At 69.6% G+C, this 18938-nt stretch carries 21 protein-coding genes; 14 read left to right on the top strand and 7 right to left on the bottom strand.

The window, feature by feature from the left end; translation table 11 throughout:
* The first annotated feature begins 17 nt into the window (after positions 1–17).
* Genes OD750_RS06345 through OD750_RS06325 form a run of 5 tightly spaced genes read left to right on the top strand, consistent with a single transcriptional unit; the run spans position 18 to position 4296 of the window.
* Complete coding sequence (locus OD750_RS06345; protein ID WP_263543416.1) at positions 18–1130, top strand: sensor histidine kinase; 1113 nt, start codon at positions 18–20, stop codon at positions 1128–1130.
* The gene (locus tag OD750_RS06340; protein ID WP_263543415.1) at positions 1127–1867 is read left to right on the top strand and encodes a LytR/AlgR family response regulator transcription factor; all 741 of its coding nucleotides are present in this window, start codon (positions 1127–1129) and stop codon (positions 1865–1867) included. Before OD750_RS06345 ends, OD750_RS06340 begins: the two co-directional genes overlap by 4 nt.
* A complete protein-coding gene (locus OD750_RS06335) occupies positions 1864–3057 on the top strand; it encodes a sensor histidine kinase (protein ID WP_263543414.1) in 1194 nt (397 codons plus the stop codon). The genes OD750_RS06340 and OD750_RS06335 overlap by 4 nt, the downstream gene beginning before the upstream one ends.
* Positions 3058–3088: 31 nt before the next feature.
* Complete coding sequence (locus tag OD750_RS06330; protein WP_263543413.1) at positions 3089–3286, top strand: hypothetical protein; 198 nt, start codon at positions 3089–3091, stop codon at positions 3284–3286.
* Positions 3283–4296, top strand: coding sequence for a hypothetical protein (locus OD750_RS06325; protein WP_263543412.1), 1014 nt, complete (start codon positions 3283–3285; stop codon positions 4294–4296). The genes OD750_RS06330 and OD750_RS06325 overlap by 4 nt, the downstream gene beginning before the upstream one ends.
* 153 nt (positions 4297–4449) lie before the next feature.
* Here the strand turns inward: OD750_RS06325 and OD750_RS06320 are convergent, their stop codons facing one another.
* Complete coding sequence (locus OD750_RS06320; protein WP_263543411.1) at positions 4450–5247, bottom strand: DUF3025 domain-containing protein; 798 nt, start codon at positions 5245–5247, stop codon at positions 4450–4452.
* On the bottom strand, positions 5247–6575 hold the full coding sequence (gene rimO / locus OD750_RS06315) for a 30S ribosomal protein S12 methylthiotransferase RimO (protein WP_263543410.1): 1329 nt from the start codon (positions 6573–6575) through the stop codon (positions 5247–5249). Before rimO ends, OD750_RS06320 begins: the two co-directional genes overlap by 1 nt.
* 156 nt (positions 6576–6731) lie before the next feature.
* Between rimO and OD750_RS06310 the strand changes: the two genes are divergently transcribed.
* The 9 genes from OD750_RS06310 (at position 6732) to pcp (ending at position 14775) form a co-directional block, all read left to right on the top strand.
* Complete coding sequence (locus OD750_RS06310; RefSeq protein ID WP_263543409.1) at positions 6732–8846, top strand: tetratricopeptide repeat-containing diguanylate cyclase; 2115 nt, start codon at positions 6732–6734, stop codon at positions 8844–8846.
* Between the two features lie 91 nt (positions 8847–8937).
* The gene (locus tag OD750_RS06305) at positions 8938–9609 is read left to right on the top strand and encodes a dienelactone hydrolase family protein (protein ID WP_263543408.1); all 672 of its coding nucleotides are present in this window, start codon (positions 8938–8940) and stop codon (positions 9607–9609) included.
* Positions 9606–10031, top strand: a complete 426-nt coding sequence (locus OD750_RS06300; protein ID WP_263543407.1) for an HIT domain-containing protein — start codon at positions 9606–9608, stop codon at positions 10029–10031. Before OD750_RS06305 ends, OD750_RS06300 begins: the two co-directional genes overlap by 4 nt.
* Positions 10028–10735 (top strand): 5-oxoprolinase subunit PxpB, encoded by a 708-nt coding sequence (gene pxpB / locus OD750_RS06295; protein WP_263543406.1) that lies wholly within the window; start codon positions 10028–10030, stop codon positions 10733–10735. Before OD750_RS06300 ends, pxpB begins: the two co-directional genes overlap by 4 nt.
* On the top strand, positions 10714–11697 hold the full coding sequence (locus OD750_RS06290; RefSeq protein WP_263543405.1) for a 5-oxoprolinase subunit C family protein: 984 nt from the start codon (positions 10714–10716) through the stop codon (positions 11695–11697). Before pxpB ends, OD750_RS06290 begins: the two co-directional genes overlap by 22 nt.
* 16 nt (positions 11698–11713) lie before the next feature.
* Entirely contained in the window at positions 11714–12487 is a 774-nt protein-coding gene (locus OD750_RS06285; protein WP_263543404.1) for a LamB/YcsF family protein, read from the top strand.
* A complete protein-coding gene (locus tag OD750_RS06280) occupies positions 12484–13167 on the top strand; it encodes a DUF969 domain-containing protein (RefSeq protein ID WP_263543403.1) in 684 nt (227 codons plus the stop codon). Before OD750_RS06285 ends, OD750_RS06280 begins: the two co-directional genes overlap by 4 nt.
* Positions 13160–14125 carry a DUF979 domain-containing protein gene (locus OD750_RS06275; protein WP_263543402.1) on the top strand — a complete coding sequence of 322 codons (966 nt, stop codon included), beginning with the start codon at positions 13160–13162 and terminating at the stop codon, positions 14123–14125. Before OD750_RS06280 ends, OD750_RS06275 begins: the two co-directional genes overlap by 8 nt.
* Positions 14122–14775: a pyroglutamyl-peptidase I gene (gene pcp / locus OD750_RS06270; RefSeq protein ID WP_263543401.1), complete on the top strand. Its 654-nt coding sequence runs from the start codon at positions 14122–14124 to the stop codon at positions 14773–14775. The genes OD750_RS06275 and pcp overlap by 4 nt, the downstream gene beginning before the upstream one ends.
* Before the next feature lie 3 nt (positions 14776–14778).
* Here pcp and OD750_RS06265 read toward each other — a convergent pair whose 3' ends face one another.
* The 5 genes from OD750_RS06265 to rlmD are packed head-to-tail and all read right to left on the bottom strand — an operon-like array spanning position 14779 to position 18921.
* The gene (locus OD750_RS06265; RefSeq protein WP_263543400.1) at positions 14779–15519 is read right to left on the bottom strand and encodes an S-methyl-5'-thioinosine phosphorylase; all 741 of its coding nucleotides are present in this window, start codon (positions 15517–15519) and stop codon (positions 14779–14781) included.
* A gap of 23 nt (positions 15520–15542) precedes the next feature.
* Entirely contained in the window at positions 15543–16082 is a 540-nt protein-coding gene (locus OD750_RS06260; RefSeq protein WP_263543399.1) for a hypoxanthine-guanine phosphoribosyltransferase, read from the bottom strand.
* Between the two features lie 7 nt (positions 16083–16089).
* Entirely contained in the window at positions 16090–17091 is a 1002-nt protein-coding gene (gene nagZ, locus OD750_RS06255) for a beta-N-acetylhexosaminidase (protein ID WP_263543398.1), read from the bottom strand.
* Positions 17091–17603, bottom strand: coding sequence for a CYTH domain-containing protein (locus OD750_RS06250; protein WP_263543397.1), 513 nt, complete (start codon positions 17601–17603; stop codon positions 17091–17093). The genes nagZ and OD750_RS06250 overlap by 1 nt, the downstream gene beginning before the upstream one ends.
* 13 nt (positions 17604–17616) lie before the next feature.
* The gene (gene rlmD / locus OD750_RS06245; RefSeq protein WP_263543396.1) at positions 17617–18921 is read right to left on the bottom strand and encodes a 23S rRNA (uracil(1939)-C(5))-methyltransferase RlmD; all 1305 of its coding nucleotides are present in this window, start codon (positions 18919–18921) and stop codon (positions 17617–17619) included.
* Between the last annotated feature and the right edge of the window lie 17 nt (positions 18922–18938).

Here is an 18938-nt window from a genome sequence, read left to right as displayed (position 1 = left end):
CGTCTAGCGTTCGTCGGATGCATCGAACCGCCACCACCTTGATCGTCACGACGGCGCTGTGGCTGATCTACGGGCTGATCTACGCCGAGCAGCTCGTCAATCTCCAGGCGCCGCGCGACGAGCGCGTGACGTGGGCGCTCGCGCTCGAGCACAGCCTCATCGGCCTGGTCGCCTGTTGGATTCCGCTGACGATCTTCATCGTCGCGGCGGTGCGCCGCATCCCGCTGTCGCGCGGCATGCGCATCGCGGGCGCCGCGAAACTGTGCGTCCTGGTCGCCGCCGTGTTGGCGCTGCGCGCGCTGTACGTATGGGCGCTCGATCCGGTGCTGCGCTACTGGTACGACGCGACGCCGGCGTTTTCCGAAGTGTTCTGGCACAGCGTGCGCTTCAATTTCATGATGACGTGGCTGATCGTCGGCCTCGCCTACGGCTGGGGCTACTGGCAGAACGTGCAGGCGAACCGGCTGCGCATCGCCGAGCTCGAAGCGAGCCTGACGCGCGCGCGTCTCGACGCGCTGTCGGCGCAGTTGAATCCGCACTTTCTGTTCAACGCGCTCAATTCGATCGCGGAACTCATCCATGTCGATCCGGACGCGGCCGACCGCATGCTGGTCGCGCTGTCGGCGCTCCTGCGCTTCAGTCTCGTCAGTCCCGAACACGAGGTGCGCGTCGACGAGGAAACCGCGCTCGTCGCGCAATACCTCGCGATCGAAAAGATCCGCCTGGGCGACCGCCTCGACGTGCGCTGGACGGTCGATCCGGACTGCGCGCAGGCGCTCGTGCCGGCGCTGATCCTGCAGCCGCTCGCGGAGAACGCGATCGTCCACGGCATCGCCAGGCGCCGTGCGCCGGGCACGGTGCACATCGCGATCCGGCGCGCGGCCGACATGCTCGTGCTCGAAGTGCGCGACGACGGCCGCTCGACCGACGCGCCGCCGCGCGAGGGCGGCACCGGCATCGGCCTCAACAACACGCAGGCCCGGCTGCGCTGCCTGTACGGCGAAAACTGGGCGCTGACGCTGCATACCGGCAGCGGCGAGCAGTCGGTCGTACGCGTCGAGCTGCCGCTGCGCTTTCTGGCCGCGGCGAACGACGTCGCCGCCGAACCGATCGGAGCGCTCGCACGATGACTCCCCTGCGCGCCGCCGTCGTCGACGACGAACCGCTCGCCCGCGCGCGGTTGAAGCGCCTGCTCGCGCTGCAGCCCGACGTCGAACTCGTCGGCGAGTACGCCGACGCGCATGCGCTGATCGAGGCGTGGCCCGGCCGACCCGCCGACGTCGTCTTCCTCGACATCGAAATGCCCGAGATGGACGGCTTTTCGGCATTCGCGCTTCTGGATCCGCCGTGCGCGCAGGTCGTGTTCGTCACGGCATACGCCGAACACGCGGTGCGCGCGTTCGACGTCGCGGCCACCGACTACCTCGTCAAGCCGGTCGCGCCCGAGCGCCTGCTGGTCGCGCTCGACCGCGTGCGCCAGGCGCGCGCCGCGACGGCGCCGGCTGCGGGCGGCACCGCGTATCCCGAACGGCTCGCGCTGCCGATCGGACGGCGCATCCAGCTCGTCGACGTCGACACGATCGACTGCATCGAGGCGCAGGCGAACTACGTCGAGATCCGCGCGGGCGCGCGCAGCTTCGTGCTGCGCAAGCCGCTCAGCACGGTGCAGGACGAACTCGACCCGAAGCTGTTCGCGCGCGTGCATCGCTCGATCGTCGTGCGCATCGACGCCGTCACGGCGATCGAACCGCTGCCGTCGGCGCGGTTCCGGCTGAGTCTCGCGAACGGCGAAACGGTGATGACGGGACGCAGCTATCGCGATCCCGTGCGGCAGGCGTTCGGCCTCGCCGTGCCGGCCGACGAATGAGCGCGACGCCGGCAGGCGTCGGCCGGCGGTATTTTTCCGGACTGCGCGGCGCCACGCGGCGCATGCTCGCGACGGTCGCCGCGGCGACGATCCTGTGGACCGTCTACGGCCTCGTCTACGCCGACGAGCTCGCGCTGCTGCCCGACGCGTCCGACCCGCGCCTGACGTGGCCGCAGGCGTTCGCATACACGTTCGTCACGCTGCTCGCGTGCTGGATTCCGATCACGCTGTTTCTCGTCGCGGTGGCGCGGCGCGTCGTGCCGAGCCGCCGCACGCTCGGAGCGAGCGCCGTCAAGCTCGCCGCCGCGGTCGTCGTCGTGCTCGTGCTGCACGCGGCGTATTTCGCCGCGATCGGTCCGTGGCTCGACGCGTGGGCGCCCGACCCGATCGAACCCGCGCCGTCGTTCGCGACGCAGCTTGCGCGCAGCTTTCGCTTCAACGTCGTGCGCACGCTGATGCTGCTCGCCGTCTGCTATGCGTGGGTGCGCATGCAGAACACGTTCGAGAATCGCCTGCGCATCGCCGAGCTCGAATCGGGCCTGTCCCGCGCGCGGCTGGACACGCTCTCGGCGCAGTTGAATCCGCATTTTCTTTTCAACGCACTCAATTCGATCGCGGAGCTGATCCATATCGACCAGGATGCCGCCGACCGCATGCTCGTCGCGCTCTCGGCCCTGCTGCGCCGCAGCCTCGCCAGCCCCGGCCACGAAGTCGCCGTGCGCGACGAAGTCGCGCTCGTCGGGCAATACCTGTCGATCGAGCAGATCCGCCTGGGCGATCGCCTCGGCGTGCGCTGGGCGGTCGATCCCGACTGTCTGCATGCGCTGGTGCCGACGCTGATGCTGCAGCCGCTCGCCGAAAACGCGATCGTCCACGGCATCGCGCGGCGGCGCGCACCGGGCGTCGTCGAGATCGCGATACGGCGCACGCGCGCGACGCTCGTCGTCGAAGTCAGCGACGACGGCAGCGCCGCCGACGCGCCGCAACGCGACACCGGCAGCGGCATCGGTCTCGCGAACACGCGCTCGCGCCTGCGCTGTCTGTACGGCGACCGGTGGTCGCTGACGCTGCATACCGGCGACGACGCGCGCTCGGTGGTGCGCGTCGAATTGCCGCTGCGGTTCTCTATGGCGCAGGACCTCGCCGCACGCGCGGTCTCGCAGTTGCATGCGCCGGTCGCGACGCCCTAGCCATGCCCGGGGCCATCACCGGGGCACCGCCTTGCAACGCCCGACGCACGAAACCCGTGTCGCCGTGCGCGCCGCCTGCATCCGCGCGATCTACCCGTGGCTCGCCTGCTACGAGGAAGGCGTGACGCCGATTCCGCCGTTCGCCGACATCTTGGCGCGCAGCTTTCGTCTGCGCACGGTGGGCGCGGTGCCGACGGTGCGGCAGGTCGCGGGCCAGATCTGGCAATGACGCCGGGCGACGGCCGCGCGTTCGCGGCGGTCGCGATGCGGTTTGCGTATCGCATCGTGCCGTTCGTCCCGGATGCGCCGAAAGCGCGTCGCCGTGTTGTCATGAAGCGCTTCGTCGTGTGCTTGAATCACGCCGTCGACAAATGCGCCCCGAACGACATGACTGCAAAAAAATATAGAAATGCCTTCCTCTCTTCCGTGTCGCTCGCCGGCGCGCTCGCCTCCGGGCACGCTTTCGCCGGCACCTGCGAATCGAACTTCAACAAGCAGGGCAACGCGTTCACGGGTACGACGTACCGCTCGTCGGTCGCGCTCGCCGATCTCACGGTCGCGAGCGCGATCAACCAGATGCAGGCGATCGCCAAGTCGCAGAAGATGACCGTGCTCGCGGCCGACACGGAAGGCGGCAGCCTCCTGATCGAAGAGCCCGAATCGTTTTCGCACAAGCCGATTCCGATGATCGTCACCGCGGCGAACGAGCGCGGCGCGACGACGGTGCAGATGGAGGTGAAGCTCAACGCCGGCGCGTTCGCGAAGGCCGAAAGCATCAAGACCGAAATCTGCAAGATGCTCACGCAGGTGCAGGCCGGCGCAGCAGGCGACCTCGTCGTCAAGCAGAAGAACGACGCGACGTCGGACGCGCCGGAGAAGATGGAGGCGCTGATGTTCTCGCTGATGATCGCGCGCCAGGCGAAGGAAAATCAGTCGACCATCAACGCGCGCTACAAGGACCGCCTGTTCACGCTGAACGGCCGTGCCGCGTTCATCATGGAGGACGGCGACGTCTACAACATCGGCTACGACATTCCCGAGCCCGGCGACATGCTGATCAAGCCGGGTCCGATGGACCCGCAGTTCAAGGTCGGCGTGAGCTGCCTGATGGCGAAGAACCAGACCGCGTATACGCTGTCGCTGCGCGAGGGCAACAAGATCGCGTTGACCGGCAAGTTCTCGAAGTACGACCAGTTCCGCCACACCGTGTGGCTCGAGAACTGCGCGCGCGCCCAATAGCTGCGCTACCGATAAACCGTTGAAAAGAAACCTGCTGCAGCGATCCAGGGATGGATCGCCCGAGCATCAATCGCGTGAGCGGTTGATGCTCGGAGAAGGTGCGCAAGCTCTGCTTGCGCCGTTCGATTGGGAAACAGGCAGGAAGCCTGTTTCTCAAGATCTTGATAGGACCGCAGGATAGGTACGTCCCGGCCGCAGCGGTTTGAAGCACGGCGCGTCGCGGTAGAACGCCTCCCTCGCGTTGTCGCGGTGCCAGCCGGGGATGCCCGAGATCGGCAGCGGTCGAAGTTCCTGCGGATCGTTCAACGCCAGCCCCGCCTCGACCGCCGCCGCGACGGCCGGTATCGCCGAGACGGTATCGGCGATCGCGAGCGCCTTGCCGGTGATCACCGTGTCCGGCACGAGCGCCATTTCCAGCAGCGCATGGCCGAACACTTGCGCCTCGATGCGTCCGTCGTTCCACGCCGCGCGTTCGCGCCAGAACAGGCCGTGCCAGTCGTGCGCGTCCCACAGGCCGACCAGCGCCGGATCGCGCACGACGACGATCACGCCGCCTTCGTCGAAATGCGTCAGCGCGCACTGCGCGCGGCTGCGCGTCTTGTCGCCCATCACGCCGATCTCGGCGACCTGCCGCGCGTTGAGCGACGCCTTGATCGCGGGGTAGCGGCGCCACACCAGCGCGTTGAAGAAATCGTGCCAGTTGCCGGCGCGCGTCGCGATCCGGCCGTGCTGCGCGATGCGCGTTTCGTAGTGCAGACCGTCGGCGAGCAGTTCCGGCGTCTGTTCGACGAAGCGGCGTCCGCCGGCGTCGGCCCAGCCGTCGTTGAGTTCGTCGACCGGCGGGAAATCGTCGCGCGCGAGCCACCGCTCGTATTCGTGCCACGCCGCGAGCGGCGCCTGCGCGTAGACCGAGCGCGGTATCGCCGCGCGCGCCGGCGCCACGAAACGCATCAGTGTTTCGCGGTCGCCACGCGCGCGAACAGATCGTGCTGGTCGGCGTTGATCACTTCGACCTCGACGAACGCGCCGGGCCTGAGCTTCTGCCCGTCGTCGACGTGCACGACGCCGTCGATTTCCGGCGCGTCGGCGGCCGAACGCGCGACCGCGCCGTCGGCGTCGACGTGGTCGACGAGCACCTTGATGCGCGTACCGATCTTGCGCTCCAGGCGCAGCGCGCTGATTTCCGCCTGGACTTCCATGAAGCGTTCGAGGCGCTCTTCCTTGACGTCGTCGTCGACCGGATCGGGCAGATCGTTCGCCTTCGCGCCGTCGACCGGCGAATACGCGAACGCGCCGACGCGGTCGAGCTGCGCCTCGCGCAAAAAGTCGAGCAGCTCTTCGAACTCGGCGTCGGTCTCGCCCGGAAAGCCGACGATGAACGTCGAGCGGATCGTCAGATCGGGGCAGATCTCGCGCCAGTTCTTCACGCGCGCCAGCACCTTGTCGACCGCGCCCGGACGCTTCATGAGCTTCAGGATGCGCGGACTCGCGTGCTGGAACGGGATGTCGAGATAAGGCAGCACCTTGCCCTGCGCCATCAGCGGCACGACTTCGTCGACGTGCGGATACGGGTAGACGTAGTGCAGGCGCGTCCACGCGCCGAGTTCGGACAGGCCCTCGCACAGTTCGGTCATGCGCGTGCGGTACGAACGGCCGCGCCATTCGCGCTCGGCATAGCGCAGGTCGACGCCGTAGGCGCTCGTGTCCTGCGAGATCACGAGCAGCTCCTTGACGCCGCCCTTGACCAGCTTTTCGGCCTCGGCGAGCACCTGGTCGACGGGTCGCGAAACGAGGTCGCCGCGCATCGACGGGATGATGCAGAACGAGCAGCGGTGATTGCAGCCTTCGGAAATCTTGAGGTACGCGTAGTGCTTCGGCGTGAGCTTCAGACCCTGCGGCGGCACCAGATCGAGAAACGGATCGTGCCTGGGCGGCAGCTGCTTGTGCACCGCGGTCATCACGCTCGCGTAGTCCTGCGGGCCGGAGATCGACAACACGTCGGGATGCGCCTCGCGGATCACGTCGGCCTTCGCGCCGAGACAGCCGGTGACGATGACCTTGCCGTTCTCGGCCATCGCCTCGCCGATCGCGTCGAGCGATTCCTCGACCGCGGCGTCGATGAAACCGCACGTGTTGACGACCACGACGTCGGCGTCGTCGTACGTCTGCACGATGTCGTAGCCTTCGACGCGCAGCTGCGTGAGGATGCGTTCGGAGTCGACCAGCGCCTTGGGGCAGCCGAGACTGACGAAGCCGACCTTGGGATTCTGGCGGGACATGGCACGGGCTCGAAACGGGCAAGAGCGGGATTTTATAACGCCGGAGCCGCTTTCGGGGGCAAAACGGCCCACACAATCGTTTACTTCACATCGCTTTACGGTAAGGCACAATTCGCCACATACAGGGACGGATTGAACGCAGGGGTTCGATCGACGATGCCGTCTTACCACCGATCCGCCAAGCACGGCCCCCGCCCGCTGACAGCGCTCGTGCTGGCGGCGCTCGTCTCCGGTTTCGGCCTCGTCGACGGCCTGTACGCCGACGATCTCACGCCGTCCAGCGCCGGCAAGCTTGCCGCCAGCGCGCAAACCGTTGCCCAAGCCATTGATTCGGCATGGGAAACCACCGACAACCTGGTCGCACCGCTGATCGGTCCGCGCGGCCGCATGCTGTACGCCGAAGCGGTGGGCGAACTGCAGCAGGCGCTCGGCGCGCCGCGCCAGTCGGCCATCGCCTGGAAGCGCGTCGCGGCGTTCGCCGAGCGGCTCGGCGACGCCGGCGCGATGATCCTGGCGCTCGACGAGGCGACCGCACTCGCGCTGGTCCAGGGCGACTACGACGCCGCGAACGCGCACGCGGGCCTCCTGCTCGACCGCGCGCGCGCCACCGGCGACGTCGCGGCGCAGGCCGCCGCCGAGGGTTATCTCGGCGTCTTCGCGCGCCGCCGCGGCCAGCTCGAGTCGGCCCGCGCGCACCAGGAAACCGCGCTGTCGCTGCGCCGCGCGCTGCGCGACCGCTCCGGCGAAGCGCAGGTGCTGATGAATCTCGGCACGGTGCATCGCGACCTCGGCGACTACGCGCGCGCGCTCGAACTGCAGCTCGACGCGCTCGATCTGCGCAAGACGCTCGGCGGCGCCGAACGGCTCGACCTGTCGTACCGCAACATCGCCCTGCTCTACCGCGAAATCGAAGACACCGAGCAGGCCAAGACGAACTTCAAGGCCGCGCTCGCCGCGTCGATGGCACGGCACGACCCGCAGTCGCTCGCCGCCGCGCTCGGCAGCTACGCCAGCTTCAGCAACGACATCGGCGACGCCGAATCGGCGCTCGCGATGGCGCGCCAGGCGCTCGCGATCGACGCGAGCCTCGGCAACCGGCCGTACATCGGCCTCGAACAAGTGGAAATCGCGCGCGCGCTGATCAAGCTCGGCCGCGACAGCGAAGCGATCGCGCCGCTGGAACAGGCGCTCGCGATCGGACGCGACCTGCGTCACCGCGAAATCGTCGGCAACGCGCTGCTGTACCTCGGCCGCCTCGCGCTGCGCGCCGGCGACGAGAAAACCGCGCGCGAGCGGCTCGACGAGGCGATCTCGGTGCTGACCGAGGCAAAGCTCAAGGCGCCGCTGTCCGAAGCCTACGGCGCGCGCGAAGAAGTCGCGCAGGCGCGCGGCGAACTCGGCAGCGCGCTGGCCTACGCGCACCGCCGCAACGACCTGCGCGAGGAACTCCTCGGCACGCGCTCGGGGCGCCAGCTCGCCGCGCTCAAGTCGCGCTACGAGCGCGCGGAAGCCGACCAGCGCATCCGTCTGCTCAGCCTCGACAACGAGGTGCAGTCGCTGCGGCTGCGCGAACAGGCGCTGCTGCGCAACATCGGCATCGGTGTGGGCCTGGGCCTTGCCGCGCTGCTGGTCGTGCTGTTCAACCGCTATCGCACGTCGCGTCGCCTGAACCGCGAACTCGAACGCAAGAACGCCGAGATCAGCGCGCAGGAAAGCGTCCTGCAGAACGTCAACGCCAAACTCAGCACGCAGGCGGCCGAGCTGTACCAGGCCGCGATCACCGATCCGCTGACCGGCGCGTACAACCGCGGTCATCTCATGCGCCAGCTCGACGAGCAGATGCGCCACGCGCTGCGCGACGGCCGCGACCTCGCGCTGCTGATGATCGACTTCGACCACTTCAAGCGCATCAACGACGAGCACGGCCACCAGTTCGGCGACCGCGTGCTCGCGAGCGGCGTGCAGATCATGCGGCAGTGGCTCGAACCCGGCGACATGCTCGGCCGTTACGGCGGCGAGGAATTCATCGCCGTGCTGCCCGGCCGCGACGACGCGCAGGCGCACGCGATCGCCGAACGGCTGCGCGACAAGGTGGAGTTCGCGCTGACGCCGCTGACCGGCGCGCCGCGCCCGCTGACGATCAGCATCGGCCTTGCGAGCCTCAAGCGCTCGGGCGAAACGACGCTCGAAGGCCTGCTGAGCGCCGCCGACGCGGCCGTCTACCGCGCCAAGGCCGACGGACGCAACCGCGTCGTTCCGTACGCGGCATGATGCGGCATTGTCGCATTGTGGAACCTCTGCGCGGTTGACACGCGCGCCGGTGCGACTACGCTCGTCGCGAGAAACGCAGCGAGGATGCGCCATGGGACAGACCGTCAACCTGCCGACCGGCGCGATGCAGTGCATCGGCGGCTACCGCGCCGACCCGGCCGGCGCGCCGCGCGGCGGCATCGTCGTCGTGCAGGAAATCTTCGGCGTCAACGCGCATATCCGCAGCGTCGCCGACGGCTACGCGCGGGCCGGCTACGTCGCGGTCGCGCCGGCGATCTTCGACTTCGTCGAATCGGGCGTCGAACTCGGCTACGACGAAGCCGGCGTCGAACGCGGACGCAAGCTCGCCGCGGAAGTCGGGTTCGAACGCGCGGTCGCCGCAGTTGCCAGCGCGGCCGAGGCGATCGCGTCGGCCGGAAAGATCGGCGTCGTCGGCTACTGCTGGGGCGGCACCGTCACGTTCCTGTCGAACACCCGCCTCGCTTTGCCGACCGTCGTCTACTACGGCGGCCGCAGCGTGCCGTTTCTCCACGAGCGCGCGAAGGCGCCGCTGATGTTCCACTTCGGCGAACGCGATCCGATCATTCCTGCCGAGGCGCGCGACAAGCATCGCGAACTGCAGCCGCAGGCGCAGATTCACGTCTACCCGGCCGGCCACGGCTTCAACTGCGACAGGCGCGCCGACTACGACGCGCCGTCGGCCGCGCTCGCGCTCGAACGCACGCTCGCGTTCTTCGACGAACACGTGGCGGGTGGGCGATGAACGAGACCGCCTTCGCGCTCGATCCGCGCCTCGCCGCCGACACGCATGCGGTGCTCGAACTGCCACTGTCGCGCGCGCTGCTGATGGACGACATGCGATTTCCGTGGCTGATCCTCGTGCCGCGCATGCCCGGACTGCGCGAGCTGACGGAACTCGCGCGCGACGACCAGCACGCGCTGCTCGACGAGATCAACCGCGTCGCGCACGTGCTGCATGCGATCGCCAAGCCCGACAAGCTCAACATCGCCGCGCTCGGCAACGTCGTGCCGCAGCTGCACGTGCACGTGATCGCGCGCTTCGTCGGCGACGCGGCGTGGCCGCGGCCCGTGTGGGGCATCGGCGAGCGCGTGCCGTACACGGCCGACGAACGCGCCCGCGTGCTGGGCCTGTTGCGCGCCGCGCTCGCGCCGGCCGCGGAATGAGCGAGGCGCCGACGTTCGAGCCGCTCGGCGACGACGCCGTGCTGATTCGCTTCGGCGCGGGCATCGACGCGGCGCTCAGCGCGCGCGTGCACGCGGCGGCGGCGCGCATCGCCGCCATGGACATTCCCGGCATTCTCGACCTCGTGCCGGGCTATGCGAGCCTCGGCGTGATCTGCGACGGGGCGTTCCGGGCAGACGATCGGCAGGCGTTCGCGTACGAGCGCATCGTCGAAACCTTGCGCGGCACGATCGAAGAAAATGCATCGGCGATGGTTTCGAAGCCGCGCATCGTCGACATCCCCGTGCGCTACGACGGCCCCGACCTCGACGACGTCGCCCGGCGCGCTGGCCTGACCGCAACCGAAGCCGCCGCGCGCCACGCGGCCGGCGACTACACCGTCGCGATGCTCGGCTTCGCGCCGGGCTTTCCCTACCTGCTCGGCCTCGACCCCGCGCTGCATACGCCGCGCCGCGCGACGCCCCGCACGCGCGTGCCGCCCGGGTCGGTCGCGATCGGCGGCGCGCAGACGGCCGTCTATCCGCAGACGCTGCCCGGCGGCTGGAACCTGATCGGCCGCACGCCGCTCGCGCTGTTCGATCTTTCGCGCACGCCGCCGAACCTCGTCGCGCCCGGCGATCGCGTGCGCTTTCGCGCGATCGACCATGAAGAATTTGAAACCTTGTGCACAAAGAATTCCGCGTGATCGCCGTCGTCAAGCCCGGATTTCTGACCAGCGTGCAGGACCGCGGCCGCTACGGCATCGCCGGACTCGGCGTCGGTCATGCCGGCGCGATGGACGACGTCGCCGCGCGGCTCGCGAACGCGCTCGTCGGCAACGCGCGCGACGACGCGCTGCTCGAAATCACCCTGACGGGCCCGACGCTGCGCTGCGAAACCGACACCGTCGTCGCGCTGACCGGCGCCGAACTCGACGCGCGCGTCGACGGCGCGCCGTTGCCGGCGTGGCGGCCGGTGCCGCTCGTGCGCGGCAGCGTCGTCGTCTGCGGCGGCATGCGTCGCGGCGCGCGCGCCTATCTCGCGTTCGCCGGCGGCATCGACGTCGCGCCCGTGCTCGGCAGCCGCAGCACCGACCTCAACGCCGCGATCGGCCCGTTCGGCGGCCGCGCGCTCGCGGCCGGCGACCTGTTGCCGCTCGGCCGACCGCGGCGCACCTTGCCAAGCCGCGCGCCGGCATGGTCGATCGCCTCGCCGCGCTGGTTCGATCCGGCGTCGCCGCTGCCGCTGCGGCTCGTCGACGGCGCGCACACCGGCGCGCTGACCGAAGCATCGCGTGCGGCGCTGGCGACGCGCGAATTCCGCGTCGCGGCCGACTCGAATCGCGTCGGTTTTCGCCTCGACGGACCGCGCCTGGAACTCGCCCACCCGCTCGAACTGGTATCCGAAGCCGTCGCCGCCGGCACGCTGCAGCTGCCGCCCGGCGGACAGCCGATCGCGCTCGCGGCCGAACATCCGACGACCGGCGGCTATCCGCGCATCGCGCACCTGATCGCGGTCGACCGCGCGCGGCTCGCGCAGCGCCGGCCCGGCGATGCGGTGCGCTTCGCGTGGTGCGACCCGCGCGAGGCCGACGCCGCGCGACGCGCGCGCGAATCGATGCTGCAATGCATCGAGTACGAGTGCGACTATCGCCTGCGCGCGCTTTAGGCGACCATCGGCGACCATGCCGACCATCGACCTCAACTGCGACATGGGCGAATCGTACGGCGCCTGGACCATGGGCCAGGACGCGCAGGTACTCGCCCACGTCAGTTCCGCGAACGTCGCCTGCGGCTTTCACGCCGGCGATCCCGACACGATGCGCCGCACCGTGCGCCTCGCGCGCGACCGCGGCGTCGCGATCGGCGCGCATCCGTCGCTTCCCGACCTCGCCGGCTTCGGCCGCCGAGAAATGGCGATCGCGCCGAACGAGGCGTATGCGCTCGTCGTGTACCAGACCGGTGCGCTGCAGGCGTTCGCGACCGCCGAGCGCACGCGCGTCGCGCACGTCAAGCCGCACGGCGCGCTGTACAACATGGCCGCGCGCGACGCCGCGCTCGCCGACGCGATCGCGCAAGCGGTACGCGACGTCGACGCCAACCTGTTTCTCGTCGGCCTCGCCGACAGCGAACTGACGCGCGCCGGCGAGCGAATGGGTCTCGCCGTGCTGCACGAAGCGTTCTGCGACCGCGCGTACGAGGCCGACGGCACGCTGTCGCCGCGGCGCGAACCCGGCGCCGTGATCGGCGATCCGGCGCTGGCGGTCGCGCAGGCCGTCGCGCTCGCGACGAGCGGCGACATCGCCGCGCGCGACGGCAGCGCGCTGCACATCGCCGCGAACACGCTGTGCGTGCACGGCGACAAGCCGAACGCGGCCGAGTTCGCGCAGCGGCTGCGCGCCGCGCTCGTCGCGGCCGGCATCGTCGTCGCCGCGCCGCACCGGGAGATCTACCGATGAACTACTGGCCGCTGATCGGCGTCGCGGTCGTCGTCGCCGGGTTTCTCGCCCGCCTGAATCCGATGCTCGTCGTCGTCGCGGCCGGTTTCGCGAGCGGCGTCGCGGCCGGCCTGTCGATACCGGACCTGCTCGCGCTCGTCGGCGAATCGTTCGTGTCCAACCGCATGCCGATGCTCGTGATCCTGACGCTGCCGGTGATCGGCCTGCTCGAACGCGCGGGCCTGCGCGAACACGCGCACCGGTGGATCCTGGGACTGCGCGGCATGAACGTCTTTCGCCTGCTGACGACCTATCTCGGACTGCGCCAGCTGCTGGCGATGTTCGGCCTGACGACGGTGTGCGGCCATGCGCAGACGGTCCGGCCGCTGATCGCGCCGATGGCCGAGGCCGCGGCCGAAAAAACGCGGGCCGCGCTCGACGCGCCGACGCGCGAGCGCACGCGCGCCATGGCCGCGGCCACCGACAACGTCGGCCTGTTCTTCGGCGAAGACGTATTCCTCGCGTTCGGCGCGGTGCTCCTGATCCAGGGCTTTCTCGCCAAGAGCGGCATCGTGCTCGAGCCGCTGCACATCGCGCTGTGGGCGCTGCCGACCGCGATCGCGGCGTTCGCGATCCACGCGGTGCGGCTCGCGCGCTTCCAGGGGCGGCTCGCGGCGGCGCGCGAGACGAACGATGCTTAAGCTCGCGCACGTCTGGTGGCTCGCGGCGATTATTCTCGGCGCGGCGGCGTTCTTCGATGCGCGCCACCGACGCTGGGCCAATGCGACGTTCTGGGCGATCATGACCGTCGTGTTCGCCGGCGGCGACGCGATCCTCGCGGCGCACCAGGCCGGCAACCGGTTGCCGACGCAGATCGTCGGCGCGGCCGTGGTCGTGCTCGCGCTGATCGCCGGCACCGGCATCATGCCGCGCGCGTCGACGGCGAACGTCGACGCGGCGACGTCGCAGGCCGCGCGGCTCGGGCATCGATTGTTCGGGCCGGCGCTGCTGATTCCGGCGGTGACGGCGCTTGTGTACATCGTCGCAAAGTACGTTCCGCCGCTCGGGCCCCTGCTCGTCGAGACGAAGCAGGCGTCGCTCGTCGCGCTCGCCGTCGGCTGCTCGGTCGCGCTCGTCGCGGCGACCATGATCACGCGCTCGGCGCCGACCCAGGCGCTGCGCGAATCGAGCCGGCTGCTCGACGCGCTGAGCTGGGCCGTCGTGCTGCCGATGCTGCTCGCCGCGCTCGGCGCGGTGTTCGCGGCGACCGGCGTGGGCGACGCGGTCGCGAGCCTCGTCGGCATGATCATTCCCACCGACAGCCGCGTCGCGTGTCTCGTCGCCTACGCGCTCGGCATGATCGTCTTCACCGTGATCATGGGCAACGCGTTCGCGGCGTTCCCGGTCATGGCCGGCGGCATCGGCCTGCCGCTCCTCGTCAAGCAGCACGGCGCCGATCCGGCCGTCATCGGCTCGCTCGGCATGCTGACGGGCTACTGCGGCACGCTGCTGACGCCGATGGCGGCGAACTTCAACATCGTTCCGGCCGTGCTGCTCGAACTCAAGAGCCAGTACGGCGTGATCCGCGAGCAGTGGCCGACGGCGATCGTGCTCGCGTTCGTCAACACCGTGCTGATGTATTTTCTGGCCTTCCGATGAAACCGACCGCCAACGTGCTGTTGACCGGCTTCGATCCGTTCGGCGGCGAGACGATCAATCCGTCGTGGGAAGCCGTGCGCGCGCTCGACGGCGAGATCGTCGCCGGCCGCACGATTCGCGCGGTGCAGCTGCCGACCGTATTCGGCCGCTCGCTGACGGTGCTGCGCGCGGCGCTCAAACGCTTCCGGCCCGATGTCGTGATCTGCGTCGGCCAGGCCGGCGGGCGACCGCAGCTGTCGCTCGAACGCGTCGCGATCAACGTCGACGACGCGCGGATTCCCGACAATGCCGGCAAACAGCCGGTCGACCGCGCGATCGCGCGCGACGGGCCGGCAGCGTATTTTTCCACATTGCCGATCAAGGCGATGCGCGCGGCGCTCGCCGACGCGGGCGTGCCGGCCGAGATTTCGCAGACGGCCGGCACGTTCGTCTGCAATCACGTGTTCTACGGCCTGATGCATGCGCTCGCGGCGACCCCGAACGTGCGCGGCGGCTTCGTGCACATCCCGTTTCTGCCGGCGCAGGCTGCGCGGCACGCGGGCGCGCCGAGTCTGGCGCAGGAAGACGTGACGCGCGCGCTGCGCGTGATGCTGGCGACGGCGCTCGCGACGCGCGCCGACCGCCGGATCGGCGGCGGCGCGACGCACTGAATCTCAGCCAAGCATCGCCGCGACGATCTTCGGCACCTGCGCCGTTGCGACGCGCAGGTTCTCGAAGATTTCCGGCAGGCTGATCTCGGCTTCGTCGCCGCAGCCGGCGGCCCAGTTCGCGATCAGCGCGATGCACGCGTAGTCGAGTTCGAGTTCGCGCGCGAGCGCGGCTTCGGGCATGCCGGTCATGCCGACGAGATCGCAGCCGTCGCGGCGCATGCGCGCGATCTCGGCACGCGTTTCCAGGCGCGGCCCCTGCGTCGCGCCGTAGCAGCCGCCGTCAACGACGGGCACGCCGGCGCGCGCGGTCGCGGCGAGGACGTCCGCGCGCAGGCTCGCCGTGTACGGCTCGGAGAAGTCGATGTGCTTGACCTCGGCGCCGTCGACGTCGCAAAAGCTCGTGTAGCGGCCGTGCGTGTAGTCGATCACCTGGTCGGGCACGGCGACCACGCGCGGCCCCATGTCGTCGCGAATGCCGCCGACGGCGTTGACGCCGATCACGCGGCGCGCGCCGACATGATGCAGCGCCCACACGTTGGCGCGGTAGTTCACGCGGTGCGGCGGCACGCTGTGACCTTCGCCGTGACGCGCGAGAAACGCGATGCGGCGGCCCGCGAACGTGCCGGAGACGACCGGCGCCGACGTCGGCCCGAACGGCGTGTCGACGGCCGTACGCTCGATGTTTTCCAGGCCCGGAAACTGGTACAGGCCGGTGCCGCCGATGATCGCGAGGTCATAACTCATGCGTTGTATATCCGTGCAGTGATTCAAATCGCCCAGATCGCCGGCAGGTTGCGGCCCTGCTCGTGGAAGTCCATGCCGTAGCCGAACACGTAGCGGTCGGGCACTTCGACGCCGCAGGCGTCGGCGACGATGCCGTCGACGCAGCGGCCGTGGCGCTTCTCGCACAGCACGGCGACGATCACGCGCCGCGCGCCGCGGTCGCGGCAGAAGTCGCGGATCGCTTTCAGCGTGCGGCCTTCGTCGAGGATGTCGTCGGCGAGCACCACCGTGCGCCCGGCGAGCGTCGCGGCGGGCTGACGCATCCAGTGCAGGTCGGCGCCGGACGTCGCGCCGCGATAGCGCGTCGCGTGCACGTAGTCGAATTCCATGTCGGTCTTCATCGCCAGCGCGAGCTTTGCCGCGAACAGCATGCCGCCGTGCATCACCGTGAGGAACACGGCGCGCTCGCCGGCCAGCGCCGCGTCGAGTTCGGCGGCGACGCGCGCGATGGCGGCGTCGAGCGCCGGCGTGTCGTGAATCAGGTCGGCACGAGCGAGCGCGTCGGCGAGCGTTTCTTGGGTCATGTCGGTATCAGCTGTCGAGCGCGGCGAGCCGCGCGAGAAAACGGGAACGCTGCGGATTGTCGACGAGCGATTCCCACGTCGAGGCGACCATGCCGCGCAGCGCGACGAGTTTGTCGGCGGAACATGACGGGCGTCCGCGCACCGCGGCGATCGAATCGGCCGCCAGCGCGGGACTGCACGCGAGTACGAGATCGCAGCCCGCGGCGAGATGCGCGTCGATGCGCGCCGCGACGCCGCCGGCCGACTCGGCCGCGGCCATGCCGATGTCGTCGCTGAACACGACGCCGCGAAAACCCAGCTCTCCGCGCAGGACGTCTTCGATCCACACGCGCGAATAGCCGGCGGGCGCGGCGTCGACGGCGGGATACGCGACGTGGGCGAGCATCACCGCTTCGGCGCCCGCGGCGATCGCGTCGGCGAACGGCACCAGATCGGTTTCGCGCAGTTCGTCGAGCGTGCGCGGATCGGCGGCGTTGTCGAAGTGCGTGTCTTCGAGCACCGAACCGTGGCCCGGGAAGTGCTTGATCGTCGCCGCCATGCCGCCGAGCCGCATGCCGCGCAGGTAGGCGAGGCCGAGCGCCGAGACGACGGCCGGATCGGCATGCAGCGCGCGCACGCCGATCGCGCGGTTGCCGCGCGCGAGATCGACGACCGGCGCGAAGCTGATGTCGACGTCGAGCGCGCGCATTTCGCTCGCCATGACCCACGCGTGCTCCTCGGCCAGCGCGATCGCGCGCTGCGGATCTTCATCGTAGACCGCGCCGAGCTTGGAGAGCGCCGGCAGACGCGTCACGCCTTCGCGAAACCGCTGCACCGGGCCGCCTTCCTGGTCGACGCACAGCAGAAACGGATCGGGCCGCAGCGTGCGGATGTCGTCGACGAGCGCGGTCACCTGTTCGCGCGATGCGTAGTTGCGCGAGAACAGGATCACGCCGCTGACTTCCGGCGCCGCGATGTGCTCGCGCTCGGCGTCCGTCAGTTCCTTGCCCGAAATTCCGATGATGAGCATCAGTCGCTTCCTTCGCGCTCGGCGGCCGTCCACGCGGAAAACGGACGTCCGATCAGGTTCAGATTGTAGTAGCGCGGCAGATGGCTGACGTCGCGGCCAAGCCACGCCGGGCGTTCGAATGCCTCGTCGGCGGCGTCGAGCTCGACTTCGGCGACGACGAGGCCGTCGTTCGCGCCGAAGAATTCGTCGATCTCGAATTCGTGATCGCCGCGCGCGACGTAGTGGCGGATCTTCTCGACGACGCCGTCGCACAGCTGCGCGAGCATCGCCTCGCCGTCGGCGAGCGGAACGGCATATTCGTATTCCTGCCGCTCGACGCCGAGCGTCGACGACTTGATGTTGAGCCACGCCTCGTCGCCCGAAACGCGCACGCGCACCGAGCTTTTCGACGTGCCGCTCGTGACTGCGGAAGCCGCGATCAGATAACCCTGCACCATGCGTCGCGAGCGCGACACCTCGGCGCGCCAGGCGTCGGACGTGAGCAGGAACTTGCGTTCGATTTCGGTGCCCATGCGCGCTCCCGTATCAGCGTTCGAACAAGGCGATCGATTCGACATGCGCGGTATGCGGAAACATGTCCATCACGCCGGCGGCCTTGAGCTTGAAGCCGTGCTTTTCGACCAGGATGCCCGCGTCGCGCGCGAGCGAGCCGGGATGGCACGACACGTACACGATGCGGTTCGTGCCCTTGCGCGGCAGGTAGTCGAACACGGCCGCGGCGCCCGAGCGCGGCGGATCGAGCAGGATCTTGTCGAACGACGCGCGCGCCCACGGCGTGTCGCGCTGGTCGTCGAGCAGGTTCGCCACGTGGTATTCGACGTTCGCGATGCCGTTGGCGACGGCGCCGGCCTTGGCGCGTTCGACGAGGCCGTGCTCGCCTTCGACGCCGACGACGTGCGCGCATTGCCGCGCGAGCGGAAACGTGAAGTTGCCGAGGCCGCAGAACAGGTCGAGCACGCTCTCGGCCGGCTGCGGGTCGAGCAGCGCGAGCGCGTGCGCGATCATGCGCTCGTTCATGCGCGCGTTGACCTGGATGAAATCGAGCGGCCGGAATTCGAGTTCGACGTTCGCGGACGGAATCGCGAACGCGAGCCGCGGCGATTCGGGCCACAGCGGATGCACGCTGTCGTTGCCGCCGGGCTGCAGGTACACGGCAAAGCCGTGCGCCTGCGCGAACGCGACGAGCGCCGCGCGATCGTGCTCGGACAGCGGCGACAGATGGCGGAAGATCAGCGCGACCGTGTCGTCGCCGGCGGCGATTTCGATCTGCGGAATTTCGCGCACGGCATCGAGCCGGCCGACGAGTTCGCCGATCGCGGCGACACGCTCGCCGACGGCGGGCACGAGCACCTCGCAGCGCGCGATGTCGGCGACGTAGCGGCCGTTCGCTTCGCGAAAACCGACGAGCGCGCGACCCTTCTTGTCGACGTATTTGACCGACAGCCGGCCCTTGCGCCGATAGCCCCACGGCTCGCCCGAGAGGGGTTCGAGCCAGCGTTTCGGGGTGACCTTGCCGATGCGCTCGAAGTTTTCGGCGAGCACGTGCTGCTTGGCGGCGATCTGCGCCGGCGGCGACAGGTGCTGCAGCGCGCAGCCGCCGCACGTGCCGAAATGCGCGCAGCGCGGATCGACGCGGTCGGGCGAACGGCTGTGCAGCGTTTCGACGACGGCCTCGTCGTAGTGCCGGCTGCGCTGCGTCAGGCGCGCGGTGACCGCCTCGCCGGGCAGACCGCCGGCGACGAAGACGGCCTTGCCGTCGCGGTGGGCGACGCCGCGGCCGTCATGCGACAGGTCGGCGATCGTGATGTCGAACGTGATGTCTTTTTTCATCAATGAACGACGCCCGG

This window comes from Tahibacter soli (assembly GCF_025717065.2).
Taxonomy (GTDB): Bacteria; Pseudomonadota; Gammaproteobacteria; order Xanthomonadales; family Rhodanobacteraceae; genus Tahibacter; species Tahibacter soli.
Note: the sequence above shows the minus strand (reverse complement) of the source record. Positions and strands in the feature narration are given on the sequence as shown.

What these genes read in the sequence shown, in the direction of transcription:
- OD750_RS06345 (WP_263543416.1), top strand. Translation starts at nt 18, where the DNA reads ATGCATCGAACCGCCACCACCTTGATCGTCACGACGGCGCTGTGGCTG.
- OD750_RS06340 (WP_263543415.1), top strand. Translation starts at nt 1,127, where the DNA reads ATGACTCCCCTGCGCGCCGCCGTCGTCGACGACGAACCGCTCGCCCGC.
- OD750_RS06335 (WP_263543414.1), top strand. Translation starts at nt 1,864, where the DNA reads ATGAGCGCGACGCCGGCAGGCGTCGGCCGGCGGTATTTTTCCGGACTG.
- OD750_RS06325 (WP_263543412.1), top strand. Translation starts at nt 3,283, where the DNA reads ATGACGCCGGGCGACGGCCGCGCGTTCGCGGCGGTCGCGATGCGGTTT.
- OD750_RS06320 (WP_263543411.1), bottom strand. Translation starts at nt 5,247, where the DNA reads ATGCGTTTCGTGGCGCCGGCGCGCGCGGCGATACCGCGCTCGGTCTAC.
- rimO (WP_263543410.1), bottom strand. Translation starts at nt 6,575, where the DNA reads ATGTCCCGCCAGAATCCCAAGGTCGGCTTCGTCAGTCTCGGCTGCCCC.
- OD750_RS06310 (WP_263543409.1), top strand. Translation starts at nt 6,732, where the DNA reads ATGCCGTCTTACCACCGATCCGCCAAGCACGGCCCCCGCCCGCTGACA.
- OD750_RS06305 (WP_263543408.1), top strand. Translation starts at nt 8,938, where the DNA reads ATGGGACAGACCGTCAACCTGCCGACCGGCGCGATGCAGTGCATCGGC.
- OD750_RS06300 (WP_263543407.1), top strand. Translation starts at nt 9,606, where the DNA reads ATGAACGAGACCGCCTTCGCGCTCGATCCGCGCCTCGCCGCCGACACG.
- pxpB (WP_263543406.1), top strand. Translation starts at nt 10,028, where the DNA reads ATGAGCGAGGCGCCGACGTTCGAGCCGCTCGGCGACGACGCCGTGCTG.
- OD750_RS06285 (WP_263543404.1), top strand. Translation starts at nt 11,714, where the DNA reads ATGCCGACCATCGACCTCAACTGCGACATGGGCGAATCGTACGGCGCC.
- OD750_RS06280 (WP_263543403.1), top strand. Translation starts at nt 12,484, where the DNA reads ATGAACTACTGGCCGCTGATCGGCGTCGCGGTCGTCGTCGCCGGGTTT.
- OD750_RS06275 (WP_263543402.1), top strand. Translation starts at nt 13,160, where the DNA reads ATGCTTAAGCTCGCGCACGTCTGGTGGCTCGCGGCGATTATTCTCGGC.
- pcp (WP_263543401.1), top strand. Translation starts at nt 14,122, where the DNA reads ATGAAACCGACCGCCAACGTGCTGTTGACCGGCTTCGATCCGTTCGGC.
- OD750_RS06265 (WP_263543400.1), bottom strand. Translation starts at nt 15,519, where the DNA reads ATGAGTTATGACCTCGCGATCATCGGCGGCACCGGCCTGTACCAGTTT.
- OD750_RS06260 (WP_263543399.1), bottom strand. Translation starts at nt 16,082, where the DNA reads ATGACCCAAGAAACGCTCGCCGACGCGCTCGCTCGTGCCGACCTGATT.
- nagZ (WP_263543398.1), bottom strand. Translation starts at nt 17,091, where the DNA reads ATGCTCATCATCGGAATTTCGGGCAAGGAACTGACGGACGCCGAGCGC.
- OD750_RS06250 (WP_263543397.1), bottom strand. Translation starts at nt 17,603, where the DNA reads ATGGGCACCGAAATCGAACGCAAGTTCCTGCTCACGTCCGACGCCTGG.
- rlmD (WP_263543396.1), bottom strand. Translation starts at nt 18,921, where the DNA reads ATGAAAAAAGACATCACGTTCGACATCACGATCGCCGACCTGTCGCAT.